11 protein-coding genes are annotated in these 12,679 nt (G+C 66.2%); 8 read left to right on the plus strand and 3 right to left on the minus strand.

All coding sequences use genetic code 11. The features are described 5' to 3' along the window. Positions 1–38: 38 nt before the first annotated feature. Positions 39–716 (plus strand): phosphate signaling complex protein PhoU, encoded by a 678-nt coding sequence (gene phoU / locus NDI79_RS09060; RefSeq protein ID WP_310928150.1) that lies wholly within the window; start codon positions 39–41, stop codon positions 714–716. Between the two features lie 657 nt (positions 717–1,373). Here the strand turns inward: phoU and NDI79_RS09065 are convergent. After that, positions 1,374–3,599: a CDC48 family AAA ATPase gene (locus NDI79_RS09065; RefSeq protein WP_310928151.1), complete on the minus strand. Its 2,226-nt coding sequence runs from the start codon at positions 3,597–3,599 to the stop codon at positions 1,374–1,376. A gap of 192 nt (positions 3,600–3,791) precedes the next feature. Here NDI79_RS09065 and larC point away from each other — a divergent pair, with 192 nt between their 5' ends. Together larC and NDI79_RS09075 are read left to right on the plus strand one after the other, a co-directional pair. Next, the gene (gene larC, locus NDI79_RS09070) at positions 3,792–5,195 is read left to right on the plus strand and encodes a nickel pincer cofactor biosynthesis protein LarC (protein WP_310928152.1); all 1,404 of its coding nucleotides are present in this window, start codon (positions 3,792–3,794) and stop codon (positions 5,193–5,195) included. A gap of 124 nt (positions 5,196–5,319) precedes the next feature. Continuing rightward, the gene (locus tag NDI79_RS09075; RefSeq protein WP_310928153.1) at positions 5,320–5,817 is read left to right on the plus strand and encodes a YciE/YciF ferroxidase family protein; all 498 of its coding nucleotides are present in this window, start codon (positions 5,320–5,322) and stop codon (positions 5,815–5,817) included. An 86-nt stretch (positions 5,818–5,903) separates the two neighbouring features. Here the strand turns inward: NDI79_RS09075 and NDI79_RS09080 are convergent, their stop codons facing one another. Beyond that, the gene (locus NDI79_RS09080) at positions 5,904–6,749 is read right to left on the minus strand and encodes a hypothetical protein (RefSeq protein WP_310928154.1); all 846 of its coding nucleotides are present in this window, start codon (positions 6,747–6,749) and stop codon (positions 5,904–5,906) included. A gap of 118 nt (positions 6,750–6,867) precedes the next feature. Between NDI79_RS09080 and radB the strand changes: the two genes are divergently transcribed. Both radB and NDI79_RS09090 read left to right on the plus strand, forming a co-directional pair. Next, positions 6,868–7,566 (plus strand): DNA repair and recombination protein RadB, encoded by a 699-nt coding sequence (gene radB, locus NDI79_RS09085; RefSeq protein ID WP_310928155.1) that lies wholly within the window; start codon positions 6,868–6,870, stop codon positions 7,564–7,566. A gap of 83 nt (positions 7,567–7,649) precedes the next feature. Next, positions 7,650–8,738 carry a YihY/virulence factor BrkB family protein gene (locus NDI79_RS09090; RefSeq protein WP_310928156.1) on the plus strand — a complete coding sequence of 363 codons (1,089 nt, stop codon included), beginning with the start codon at positions 7,650–7,652 and terminating at the stop codon, positions 8,736–8,738. Positions 8,739–8,833: 95 nt separating this feature from the next. On the opposite strand, the gene NDI79_RS09095 is transcribed toward NDI79_RS09090, so the two are convergent. Further along, entirely contained in the window at positions 8,834–9,976 is a 1,143-nt protein-coding gene (locus NDI79_RS09095; protein ID WP_310928157.1) for a CBS domain-containing protein, read from the minus strand. Positions 9,977–10,173: 197 nt separating this feature from the next. On the opposite strand from NDI79_RS09095, the gene NDI79_RS09100 reads away from it, so the two are divergent. From NDI79_RS09100 to NDI79_RS09110, 3 genes are all read left to right on the plus strand, one after another. Further along, a complete protein-coding gene (locus tag NDI79_RS09100; protein ID WP_310928158.1) occupies positions 10,174–10,422 on the plus strand; it encodes a DUF8151 family protein in 249 nt (82 codons plus the stop codon). Between the two features lie 165 nt (positions 10,423–10,587). Beyond that, entirely contained in the window at positions 10,588–10,905 is a 318-nt protein-coding gene (locus NDI79_RS09105; RefSeq protein WP_310928159.1) for a DUF7344 domain-containing protein, read from the plus strand. Positions 10,906–11,132: 227 nt separating this feature from the next. Beyond that, positions 11,133–12,644, plus strand: a complete 1,512-nt coding sequence (locus NDI79_RS09110) for a hypothetical protein (RefSeq protein ID WP_310928160.1) — start codon at positions 11,133–11,135, stop codon at positions 12,642–12,644. Positions 12,645–12,679 lie beyond the last annotated feature (35 nt).

Here is a 12,679-nt window from a genome sequence, read left to right on the forward strand (position 1 = left end):
CGACAATACTTATAGCGCCCCGTGTCGTTGATTGTTTCATGCCCCGACAAGAGTATCAGAACTCCCTCGGCTCGCTTCGCGACGACGTGCTCTACATGAGCGAACTCGTCGCGGAACGCCTCCGCATGGGTCTGGACGCACTCGAACAGAAGGACGAAGAACTCGCACAGCAGGTCATCGAGGGCGACGGCGAGATAAACCGGATGTACCTCGACCTCGAACAGGAGTGCATCGACCTCATCGCCCTCCAGCAACCGGTCGCCTCCGACCTCCGCTTCATCGCGGCGTCGTTCAAGCTCACGACCGACCTCGAACGCATCGGCGACCTCGCGACGAACCTCGCGGGGTACGCCACCGAGGCCGACCGCGACGTGTTCCCCGAGGTCGACATCCAACAGATCGGCGACGCGACGCTGGACATGCTGGAGACCGCGATGGAGGCGTACGCCCAGGAGGACGCCGAACACTGCCGCTCGGTCGCGACCCGCGACGACGAAGTCGACGCCATGTGCGAGGCGGCCAGCGAGATGGTCGTCCGCGACCTCATCGAGGCCGACCCCTTCGGCGAGGAGAACCTCGACGCCGAGGCGTACATGACCGACATCTCCCGTCTGCTCCTGACGATTCGCGACCTCGAACGCGTCGGCGACCACGCGGTCAACATCGCCGCTCGGTCGCTCTACATGGCCGAGGACGACGACGAACTGCTGTACTAAGCCCACGAGCTTTTTGCTGACTCGGATTTCCTCGCGAGCCTTCGGCTCGCTGCGGGAACCACTCGTTGCAAAAAGCTCGACCAAAAAGATTCCGCGAGGCTCGCGTTCGCTCGCCTCGCGGCGCAACTGGTCAACACTACGAACGTAGCTGATGTAGCCGGTTCGGAGTCCGTCTCTGTCGACTGATTCTGCCGAACACCAATCGAAACAGCCGTTCAGTAGCGCGTGCGAACATAGCAGAACTACTTTGTTGATGTCTACTATTTGAACACTCGTCTATATGGATAAGACAGATTTCTTTCAAGCACTGACGCTCTGGTTCGTCATCGCAATCTTCCTCCAAACTGCTCCGGGGAACGTCGGTGGCCCCATAGACCCGGTTATCGCCATTATCGCTATCCCGAGCATATCTGATTCCACTGTATCTTCTCATCGGAATCGATACAGAGCTGATCGGTCGGTGAGACCCCTCTACTGAGCGTTTTCGACTTCACTACTCGCCGCTGATGGCGTGAACTCATTCACAAGCGGTTGTGCCGCGACGAGCGAAGCGAGTCGCGGGCCGAGAAGCGAACGGAGCGGAGCGAAGTGAGCGACGAGCGCTTTTGATGAAGCTTTTGCCGAGGGCGCGCTACGCGCGCCCGCAGCGCAAAAGGTTCATTGGAAGCCGATCCGACCGCCCCGACTGTCGTCGAGTTGGTCGCGGGCGCCGCCCTTGAACTGGTCCTGCATCTGCTCGTAGTAGTCCATCAGGTCCTCCGTGATGGTGGGCCGGACGGACTCCATCGCCTTGCGGAAGTGCCGCATCTCTATCTCCTGGGCGTCGTCGTCCTCGCGCAGGGCCTCGATGGCGGCCTCGCGCGCGATGGATTCGAGGTCGGAGCCGACGTAGCCGTCGGTTATCTCCGCGATTTCGCGCAGGCTCACGTCGGGCGCGAGCGGACTCGAATCAGTGTGGATTCTCAGAATCTGCTCGCGGCCCTCCTCGCCGGGTTGGCCGATGAGCACGAGGCGGTCGAACCGACCCGAACGGATGAGCGCCGGGTCGATCATGTCCGGGCGGTTCGTCGCGCCGATGACCATCACGTCGCCGTTCTCCTCTAAGCCGTCTAACTCCGTCAGGAGTTGGTTGACGACCCGTTCGGAGACGTTGTTACCCATCTCGTTACCGCGGGCGGGCGCGAGGCTGTCCAACTCGTCGAAGAAGATGATGGTCGGGCTGACCTGCCGCGCCTTGCGGAACGTCTGGCGGATGGCCTTCTCCGACTCGCCGACCCACTTCGACAGCAGTTGCGGGCCGCGCACCGAGATGAAGTTCGCGTTCGTCTCGTTGGCGACGGCCTTCGCCATGAGCGTCTTCCCCGTCCCCGGCGGGCCGTACAGGAGGACGCCCTTCGGCGGTTCGATGCCCATGCGCTCGAACTTGCCCCGGGAGGTGAGGGGCCATTCGACGCTCTCTTTGACCTGCTGTTTGGGGTTCTCCAGACCGCCGACGTCGTCCCACGATATCTTGGGCAGTTCGACGAGCACCTCGCGCATCGCCGAGGGTTCGACCTCCGTTAGCGCGCCCTCGAAGTCGTCGCGCTTGACGATCATGCGGTCGATGAGGCTCGGCGGGATGTCCTCCTCGTCGAGGTCGATTTCGGGGAGGTACCTCCTGAGAGCCTTCATCGCCGCCTCCTTCGTCAGCGACTCGATGTCGGCGCCGACGAAGCCGTGCGTCTCGTCGGCGAGGTGGTCCAGGGAGACGTCGTCCGAGAGCGGCATCCCGCGGGTGTGAATCTGGAGAATCTCCTTTCTTCCGCCCTCGTCGGGGACGCCGATTTCGATTTCGCGGTCGAACCGACCCGGACGGCGGAGGGCGGGGTCGACGGAGTCGACCCGGTTGGTCGCCGCGATGACGATGACCTGCCCTCTGGTCTCCAGTCCGTCCATCATGGTCAGCAACTGCGCGACGACGCGGCGTTCGACCTCGCCGGTCACGTCCTCGCGCTTCGGGGCGATGGAGTCGAGTTCGTCGATGAAGATGATGGAGGGCGACTCCTCTTTGGCGTCCTCGAATATCTCTCTGAGTTGCTGTTCGGACTCCCCGTAGTACTTCGAGATGATTTCGGGGCCGGCGATAGAGAAGAAACTCGCGGACGTCTCGTTGGCGACGGCCTTGGCGAGCAGCGTCTTCCCGGTGCCCGGCGGGCCGTGCAACAGCACCCCCTGCGGCGGTTCGATGCCGAGTTTCTTGAATATCTGCGGGTGCTTCATCGGGAGTTCGACCATCTCCCGGACCCGCTGAATCTCGCCTTGGAGGCCGCCGATATCCTCGTAGGTGATTCCGCCGCCGGTCTTCTCGAACCCGGAGATGGGCTCCTCGCGGAGTTCCACCTCGGTATCCTCCGTGACGAGACACACGCCTTCGGGTTCGGTCTCGACGGCGATGAGCGGAATCGCCTGTCCCGGTGACCGCATGAACGGGTGGTTCGTCGAGGACATCACGGGGACGATGTCGCGTTCGACGACGGGTCGTTTGAGAATCTGGCGCTTGACCATCCCGGCGGCGTCGGAGCCGAACTGCACGCTCGCCTCCTCCGGCGGCGCGAGGACGAGTTTCTCGGCCTTCGTCGCCTCCGCCTTCCGGATGGTCACACGCTCGCCGATGCCCACGTCGGCGTTCTGTCGGGTGAAACCGTCGATGCGGACCGTGTCGGTGTTCCAGTCCTGCCGGTCTGCGCGCCACACCTTCGCTGCCGTCGTCTCACCACCCTCAATCTCGATGATGTCGCCCGGTGAGAGTTTGAGATGAAGCAACGTGTCCGGGTCAAGACGGGCGATACCGCGCCCCGAGTCGTTCGGGTACGCTTTCGCCACTTCGAGTTGCACTTCGTTCATGATTTGATCGCGGGGATATGTCTGATTTCTCGTTCTCGATGCGGGTTAAGTCCTTCCCCAGATGGGACGCTCTGCGCCCGCCTCGCTGTGGGTGACACTCCGTAGCACAGTACGGGCTGGAACATACAAATCCCTACCGACCGCGTCCATCGATGCCGTGGAATTTTCACCTCCCACCGCCTCCTCGCGGATATGCGTACACTCGCGTTCGACGGGCGGATGGGTGCCAGCGGCGACATGATCCTCGCCGCTCTCCTCGCGGCCGGCGCCGACAGGGACGCCCTCTCCCCCGTCGAAGAGGCGCTCGACGTCCGCTACGAGGCGTCGACGACGGTGAAGAACGGTATCTCGGCGACGCGCGTTCGCGTGCTGTTGGACGGCGAAGACGACGATGACAGGGAGGGTGCCGACGGCGAGAGCGAGGGAGACGCCGGTTCGTCGGACGAGGAAGACGAGCATCACCGCGCGCACACGCACGAGGGCGACCACGGCCACGGACAGAGTCACGACCGAAATCACGGTCACGACCATCACGACCACGACCACACGCACGACCACGACCACGACACCGGCGATGCCCACGCGACGCCCGCGGAGGGGCACGGCCCCCACCGCGCGTACGCCGAAGTCGTCGAAATCGTCGAATCGATGGGCCTCCCCGGGTCGGTCGAACGCGACGCGAAGGCCGTCTTTCGGATACTCGGCGAAGCGGAATCGTCCGTTCACGGCACCGACCTCGCGGAGACGCACTTCCACGAGGTCGGCGCGGACGACGCCATCGCGGACGTGGTCGGCGCCTGCCTCCTCCTCGCGGACCTCGGCGTCGACCGCGTCGTCACCGCGCCCGTCGCGACGGGCGGCGGCGAGCAGACGATGGCCCACGGCACCTACCCCGTGCCGACGCCCGCCGTGGTCGAGATAGCCGAACGCGCCGACTGGTCGCTGAAGGGCGGCCCCGTCGAGGCGGAACTGCTGACGCCGACGGGCGCGGCGATTCTCGCGCACGTCGCCGAGGGCGTCGAGACGCTCCCCGCCCTCCGCATCGACGACTCGGGGTACGGCGCCGGCGGCTACGACTTCTCCGACCATCCGAACGTCCTGCGCGTCCTCGTCGGCGACGGCGCGGGCCGCCTCTCGCGCGACGAGATAACCGTCCTGGAGACGAACCTCGACGACGCCTCGCCGGAACTCCTCGGGAACCTCCAGTCGACGCTGACAGAGGCCGGCGCGCGCGACGTGACGGTGCTCCCGGCGACGATGAAGAAGTCCCGCCCGGGTCACCTCGTGAAGGTCGTCGTCAAACCCGAGGACGCCGAGCGCGTGGCGCACCGCCTCGCCGTCGAAACCGGCACCTTGGGCGTCCGCGAACACGGCGCCGGCCACCGCTGGATAGCCGACCGGACGTTCGAGACGGCGGAACTCGAAATCGGGGGAGAGACGTACCGAGTGGCGGTGAAAGTCGCCGCCGACGCGACGGGCGAGACGTACGACCGGAGCGCGGAGTTCGACGACGCCGCCTCCGTCGCCGACGCGACGGACCTCCCCGTCCGCGAGGTGATGCGGCGCGCCGAGAGCGCCGTCGACCCCTCGGACTGAACGCGGCGCTCGAACGCTCAGGCGAGCGTTTTTTGACGCCTCAGGAGGTCTAACTCAGCCGTTTAAAGAACATTAATATGCAACCAGTCCGGTAATTGAATACGGGCACTTGTTCCTGAATGCAATGTCCGCTGACTCGCTCGAAGATCTGTTCGTGGATGGACTGCAGAAGATATACTACACCGAGCAACAGCTCGAAGACGCGCTCGAAGAACTCGAGAGCGGCGCGGAGGACGAGGAGATTCAGAGCGCGTTCTCCGAGCACCGAGAGGAGACGCGGACGCACATCGAGCGCCTCGAAGAGGTGTTCGAGGCGCTCGGTCAGGAGGCCGAGGGGAAGCAGGACCGCGTCGTCGACGCGATGATCGAAGAGCACGAGGAGTTCACCGAGCAGAACCCCGACGACAAGGTGCTCGAGCGCTTCAACCTCGCCGCCGGGCAGAAGTCCGAGCACTACGAGATAGCCGCCTACGGCAACCTCATCCCGCTGGCCGACCAGCTCGGGATGGAGGACGCGGCGGACACCCTCGAAGAGACGCTCCGCGAGGAGCAGGACGCCCTGGAGAAGCTCTCGAAGCTCGGCGAAGGCTACGACTACGGCGAGATTCCGTCCGAAGCCTGAACTGAACGTCCCGCGCCGAGCACCGTCCGCCACGACCGATTCGCTCTCACCCCGTTCTTCTTTCGATGCGTCGTGTGTCTGACCGTTCAGCCGTCGGCATCCGCGTCTTCCGTCGTATCCGCGTCCGCGGCTTCCCCCTCGTCGCCGCTCCGCTCGCGATGCTCGGTCAGCGCCTCGTCGACGGTCAGGTCGCCGGCGGCGACGCGCCGGGCGAGTCGCTCGTCGATGGTGCGGTTGTCCTCGCTCACGCGCCGCGAGTGGTCCTTGATGCGCTGGAGTTCCCCCTGCGTGGGTTCGATGTCCCGCGAGTCCACGGGTTCGCCGCGGCGCCGGGCGATATTCACCGCCGCGAGCACGTCGCCCATCCCGCGCGCGCCGGTGCCGAGGTAGGGGGTCGTCCCCGTCTCGTCGACGAGTTCGACGGTCACGCCCTCCAGTTCGTTCACGATTGTCGCCCCCTGTAGGCGGGCGCCGTCGCCGACGCGGACCAGGGCGTCGGGGCTGTCGGCGACCTCCTCCCGAATCGTCGTCACCGCGTCCGCGAGGGGGACGTTGAACGCGGCGACGACGGTGTCCCCCGCGAGGACGGCGATGCCGGGCCGCGTGCCGGGGTCGACGCCGACTATCGTCCGCCCGCCGTCGCCGCGGAGGAGGGCGACGGCCTCCTCGACGGCGCGCCTGACCTCGTCCGTCGACGCGACGACCACGTCGATACTCGCGTCCGCGTCGCCGCCACCGCTGTCACCCCCGCCTCCGCCGTCGCCGCCGCCGGTCGGCAGGTCCACGTCGTCCGTCTCGGCGACCACGACCACGCTCGTCCCGTCGGGCAACTCGGCGCCGGGTTCGACCGTCGTGAACGCGACCCCTCGGTCGCGGAGTTCGCCGACGACGTCGTGGTAGAACTCGAAGTCCGCGGTGGCGACGACTATCACGCCGCGGACGTTCGGGAGGGACCGAGTAAAGCGTGTCGCGCGCGGTGCGTCCGACCGCACCCCTCATCGGGGGACGGCGACCGGGGGGTTTTTCGGCGGACGCGACCCACCTCCTCTCGTGTCCGACCCAGTCACTACCGGGTGCCGGTCGCTCGACGACCTCTTGGGGGGCGGGTTCGAGCGCGGAACCGTCACGCAGGTGTACGGCCCGCCGGCGGCGGGGAAGACGAACCTCGCGCTGTCGGCCGCCGTGCGCGTCGCCGCCGCCGGCGGCACCGTCGTCTACATCGACACCGAGGGGCTCTCGGTTGACCGCTTCCGCCAACTCGCCGAACACGTCGCCGGCCCGGACCAGTCCATCGAGGACGTGACCTCCCGGCTCATCGTCTCCGAGGCGCACGACTTCGACGAGCAGGAGGAGGCCGTCCGCGACGCGAGCGAGTTCGCCGAGCGGGCGGATCTCGTCGTTCTCGACAGCGCAACGGGCTTCTACCGCCTCGAACGCACGATGGACAAAGACGACGGGGGCGAGTCGCTCCGCCGCGTCGCCCGGCAGGTGACGCATCTGCTCTCCCTGGCGCGGAAGCACGACCTCGCGGTGGTCATCACGAACCAGGTGTTCTCGGACCCCGACACCGACCGCGTCCGCGCGCTCGGCGGCCACACCCTCGAACACTGGACCGGCGCGGTGCTCCGCATCGACCGCTTCCGCGGCGGCAACCGCCGCGCGACGCTGGAGAAACACCGGGCGAGAGCGGCCGGCGAGACGGCCACCTTCGAGATAACCGACGGCGGCCTCGCGGCGACCGACCTGTAGCGGTCGGTCGGCACCCGTTACCCGACGGCCGACGGTCTGCGGACGACCGTATCTTTCTCGGCGGCCACGGTTGAAGGCGACTCGTGACCAGCGTATCCCACATCGCGGAGACCGGCAAGCGGGTTCTCACCGAGGCGTCGGAGAAGAACGTGACGTTCATGGCGGCGGGGATAGCCTACAACGCCTTCGTCTCGCTCGCGCCGATGCTGTTGCTCCTCTTCTTCGTCGTCTCGGTCGTCGGCGGCGGCCTCGAGGCGCGTATCGTCGACCTCGCGTGGACGTCGCTGCCCCGACCCATCGCCGACGTCGTCGCGCAGATATTCCTCGGCGAGTCGACCGTCACCGGCGCGTCGCTCGTCGGCGTCGTCGCACTCGTCTGGGGGACGCTCAAGATATTTCGGGGGCTCGACACGGCGTTCTCCGAGATATACGAGACGACGGCGGAGAACTCGTTCGTCGACCAACTCCGGGACGGCGCGGTCGTATTCGTCGCGTTGGTGGTCGCGGTCGTCTCCATCGTCGGGGCCAGTTCCGTCTTCGCCCGGTTCTCAGACGCGGTTCCGTTCGTCGGGTACCTCCTCCCGGCGGGACTCGTCGCCGGCCTCGTCGTCGCGTTCCTCCCGATGTACTACGAGTTCCCGGACGCGGACGTCGACTGGCGGAACGTGCTCCCGGGGGTCGTCTTCGCGGCGGTCGGCTGGGCCGCCCTCCAGGCGCTGTTTCAGGTCTATCTGACGTTCAAAGGCGGCGGGTCGGGAAGTTTCTTCGGCGGCGTCATCGTCGTCGTCACGTGGCTGTACTTCTCGGGCATCGTCCTCCTCGTCGGTGCGGTCATCAACGCGGTGGTCGGCGGCTACGCCACCGGAACGCCCGGTGGGGTCGGGACCGGAGCCACCAGTTGGGAGACCGAGCACGAGAAGTCCATGACCCGCGACGAGTTCGACGACTACCTGCAGGGGCTCAGAGCGAGAACCACGGGACGCTACGAGACGTCCTCCTCGACGCTCGCCCCCGACGACGGACGGGAGACCCGCGAGATGCGTCCCGAGGGGGCAGTCGAAGTGAAAGAACACACCGTCCACGCGGACGACGAGGAGGAGTTGGTCGTCCGGTGCGAGTGGCGGACGGAGGCGTCCGGCGCCGACGCGTCGCGCGAGGCCGGGTCGGACTGAGGCGGGGGTTTCGGGGGGACGTGCGCTCTCGAACCCGTCGCTGGCGGGTCGGACCGGCGAGAAAATGTGATCGAGTTTCGTCGAGGCGAGTCCGCTTACAGGTCGCCGAGCTTTCGCATGACCTGCCCCTGGTACTTCTCGTCGGCGTTGACGCCCTTCAGTTCGAGCACGTTGCGTTCGAGTTTGTCCAGCGCGACGTGGAAGGCGTGTTCGGCGCCGTAGCCCTCGCCGCTGCCGGCCACCTGTCCGTGGCTGGTGCGGAGACGCACCTGCGACTGGATGAGGGGCGTCCCGCGGAGCTTCTCTTTGTGCTCGTGGAAGCGCACGTGCGCGTGGTGCACCTGCATCTCCTGGTACTTGTCGACCACCTTCGTGATGGAGTCGACCACCTCGTCGCGGGTGAGCGTCTCCAGGAGACCGATGTTGGTTATCTGCACGTCCATGCGCTCCTCCTCGGTGAACGTCAGCGCGCGGAGCACGTCCGTCTTCGTGACGATGCCGAGCACCTCGCTGTCGCTCTCCGTCGGCGTCACGATCAGCCCCTCGATGTCGTTCTCGAACATCCGTTCGACGGCCTCTCGGACCGTCTCCCCGGGCGAGGCGGCGATGACCGGCGAGGACATCAGGTCGTACACCGGCAGGTCGAGCATCCGGTCGATGTCGCCGCGGCGGTCGCCGCGGCCCTGTCGGTCGGTGTTTCGCACCGAGAACTCGATGATGTCGTGCGTGGTCAACACGCCGGTGAGCTTCCCGTCGTCGCCGATGACGGGCAGCCGCGAGACGCCGTTCTCGCGCAGGAGATTGATGGCCTGTCCGACGTGGGACTTCTCGCCGATGGTGACGACGTCCTCGGTCAGGATGTCGTCGACGGTGATGGCGTCGAGGTTCTCCAGCACGGCTTCGAGGATGTCGTTCCCCGTGATGATGCCGTACAGCTTCTCGCCCTCGTAGACGGGCGCGATTCGAGTGTCCCCCTCGACGAGCATCCGGGCGGCCTCTCGGATGTCCTCGTGGCGGTCGATGCGGGGTGCGGACTTCATCACGGCGGACGCCTTGGTGTCGTCCTCCATGCGGGAGCGGACGAGCTGCTTCTGGCCGATGACGCCGACGTAGTCCCCGTCCTCGGTCACGACGATGCCGCGAGAGTTCTCGCGCTCGAAGATGGACCGGACTTTACCCAGGCGTTTGTCTGCATCAACCTCGACGAAATCGGGAGTGGCAATATCAGCAATATCCATAGTCCGAGTAACCTCCATTGCTAACGTACTCCGCCCCTGCTCTTGAAGGTTCGCGCTGGTCCCGGCCGATGAGCATCGCACATCCGCACCCGGTTCCCGACGCACGGGGCGGTACAGTCCCCGGAACGCCTCCGTCCCGCCCGCTCCGACGGACCCCGGACCGAAAGGGACTCAAAGGACGACACCCCTTCACCGGTATGACAAGCGGACTACTCGCCTTGATTCCCGAACTCGTCGAGGTAGTACTGTTCGGTATCGGAACCGTTCTGCTGTCGGGGGTCGGCCTCTACGTCGAGCGATTCGCGCTGTCGATGGTCGAGAGCGGGCAACTCGAACTCGGCGCGTGGGCGGCCGTGATGGGCGCCGTCGCCTTCGGCTTCGCCTACCTGCTCGCGACAGACCAGTTCCGACCGCGCGTGGTGGAACTCCTCGCCTCGGACGCGTAGTACGAACGCCGAGCGCGGACGTTCTGCGGCCCGCCGTTCGCTCGCCGCCGTCGCCCCCACCTCGCCGGTCTTCGCGCCGCCCGCGCGGTTTCGTTGATCCCCACCGAGTAAATTACGCGCTTCTCGAAGAGAAACTAATACCCCTCCGGAGTCCGAAGGGAGGGTATGGACAGCTACGACCCGGATACACTCTCGAAGGACGAGGCGTACGAGTTCGCGTCGAACGGACGCCGGCGGAGCCTCATCCGCACGCTCATCGCGGACGGCGCCCAACCGCTCTCGCGGGTCGTCGAGGAAGTCGTCGCCGACGCGCGCGAGGAGTCGTCCGGGGACTCGTCCGCGGACGCGCGTCGAAACGTCCGCGTCGCCCTCGGACACACCGATATCCCGAGACTCGCCGCCGGCGACGTTCTCGACTACGACTACGCCGACGAAGTCGTCGCCCCCGGCGACCGCATCGAGGAACTCGAACCCCTCGTCTGAGCGACGTTTCGGGCCGCATTCGCCTCGTGACGACGAAAAGTCAGGTCTAGTGGCTATTATTTCACAGAATATTTAATTGGATTATTTGTTCCGTGGCGGAGTGCGTCCGACATAGAATGTCCCGGCTGATAGTACTCGGAATCGTACTTATCTTCGTCACGACCGGCTGTATCGGCGTGGGCCCGTCGGAGTCACCGCCCGGCGAGATCGTATCGGAGGTAGAGAGCGTGCAGACCCCTGACAGGCCCGGCCCCTCGACTGCGACCACCGACGACGGCGAGTCGACCGACACGGCCACCGCGACGGATACGCCGTCGAACGCCGACGCGAACGATGACGGAGACGAACCGAACGCCAACGCGGAGTCGAATTCGGACGAACCGAACGCCGATTCGAGCGACTCGGGCGAGTCGAACGCCGACTCCGGTGACTCGGACGACTCGAGCGACGAGTCGGACAGTTCCCGAGACTCGGACGACAGTTCGAGCGACTCTGACGACTCCAACTCTGACGACTCTGACGACTCCAACTCTGACGACTCCAACTCTGACGACTCTGACGATTCCGACTCGGACGACCCGAACGACGATTCGGACGATTCCGACTCGGACGACCCGAACGACGATTCGGACGATTCCGACTCGGACGCCGGTTCGGACGGAAACGCGACTGAAACGGCGACCGATACGGAGACGGAGACCGAGACGGCGACCGATACGGAAACCGAAACGAACGCGTCCGCGGCGGTTAACGCGGAGTCCGACGACGGGGACGAGGCGAATGCCGATACTGATACCGAGACGGACGCGCCGTCGAACGCCGACGCGAACGATGACGGAGACGGAGACGAACCGAACGCCGATGCGGACACGGAGACGCCGGTCGCCGCAGAGACGGAGGCTCCGACCGACACCGACGCACCGACTGAGACGGAGACGGACGGCGGCACCCTGTCGGCGCTGCTGACGACCGCGGCGTCTATCGCCGGCGGCGCGGACCGAGCGCAGAACCCGACGCAGTCCGAGACGCGGCGCAGGACGGAGACGGCGAACCCGACCGAGACGCAGACCGACGAGTCGACGGCCACGCCGACCGACGAACCGACCGCCACACCGACCGACGAGCCAACGGCTACACCGACCGACGAACCGACCGCCACACCAACTGACGAGCCAACGGCTACACCGACCGACGAACTGACCGCCACACCGACTGACGAACCCACGGAGACGGAGACCGAAACTCCGACCGAGACGGCTACGAGGACTGAATCCGCCACGGCGACCGACACTGCGACTCGAACCGCGACCCCGACGGAAACGGCCACTGAGACGCCGACGGACACGTCGTCACCGACCGCCACGGCGACCGATACGGCGACTCGTACCGACACGGCCACCGAGCAGGAGACGGCAACTCGGACGGAAACCAGCACCGAGACGGACACTGCGACCGCGACCGAAACCGAAGCGGCGACGGAAACGGCGACCGAGACGGCGACCGAGGGCGACGAACCGAACGCCGAGGCCGCTCCCCCGGCGGAGAGCACGGACGACGGCGGACTCGTCGAGACGGCGCTCGGCCTCGGGAACGACGAGGAGGCCGAGAGCGACTCGGCGCCGAACGACAACGCCGCCGCCGCGGCCTCGAGCAACGAATCGGACGAGGGTAACTCGGCTGGGGACGACGAAGGAAACGGCAACGGGAACGGGCCCGAGAACGCGGGTCTCCTCGGATAACTCCGACCGCCTTCGGTAGCGAGAACTTGCAGTTC

Source organism: Halogeometricum sp. S3BR5-2 (assembly GCF_031624635.1).
GTDB classification, from domain to species: domain Archaea; phylum Halobacteriota; class Halobacteria; order Halobacteriales; family Haloferacaceae; genus Halogeometricum; species Halogeometricum luteum.

Excerpts from the sequence above, each read along its gene's own strand:
- phoU (WP_310928150.1), top strand. The coding sequence starts at position 39 with ATGCCCCGACAAGAGTATCAGAACTCCCTCGGCTCGCTTCGCGACGAC.
- NDI79_RS09065 (WP_310928151.1), bottom strand. The coding sequence starts at position 3,599 with ATGAACGAAGTGCAACTCGAAGTGGCGAAAGCGTACCCGAACGACTCG.
- larC (WP_310928152.1), top strand. The coding sequence starts at position 3,792 with ATGCGTACACTCGCGTTCGACGGGCGGATGGGTGCCAGCGGCGACATG.
- NDI79_RS09075 (WP_310928153.1), top strand. The coding sequence starts at position 5,320 with ATGTCCGCTGACTCGCTCGAAGATCTGTTCGTGGATGGACTGCAGAAG.
- NDI79_RS09095 (WP_310928157.1), bottom strand. The coding sequence starts at position 9,976 with ATGGATATTGCTGATATTGCCACTCCCGATTTCGTCGAGGTTGATGCA.
- NDI79_RS09100 (WP_310928158.1), top strand. The coding sequence starts at position 10,174 with ATGACAAGCGGACTACTCGCCTTGATTCCCGAACTCGTCGAGGTAGTA.
- NDI79_RS09105 (WP_310928159.1), top strand. The coding sequence starts at position 10,588 with ATGGACAGCTACGACCCGGATACACTCTCGAAGGACGAGGCGTACGAG.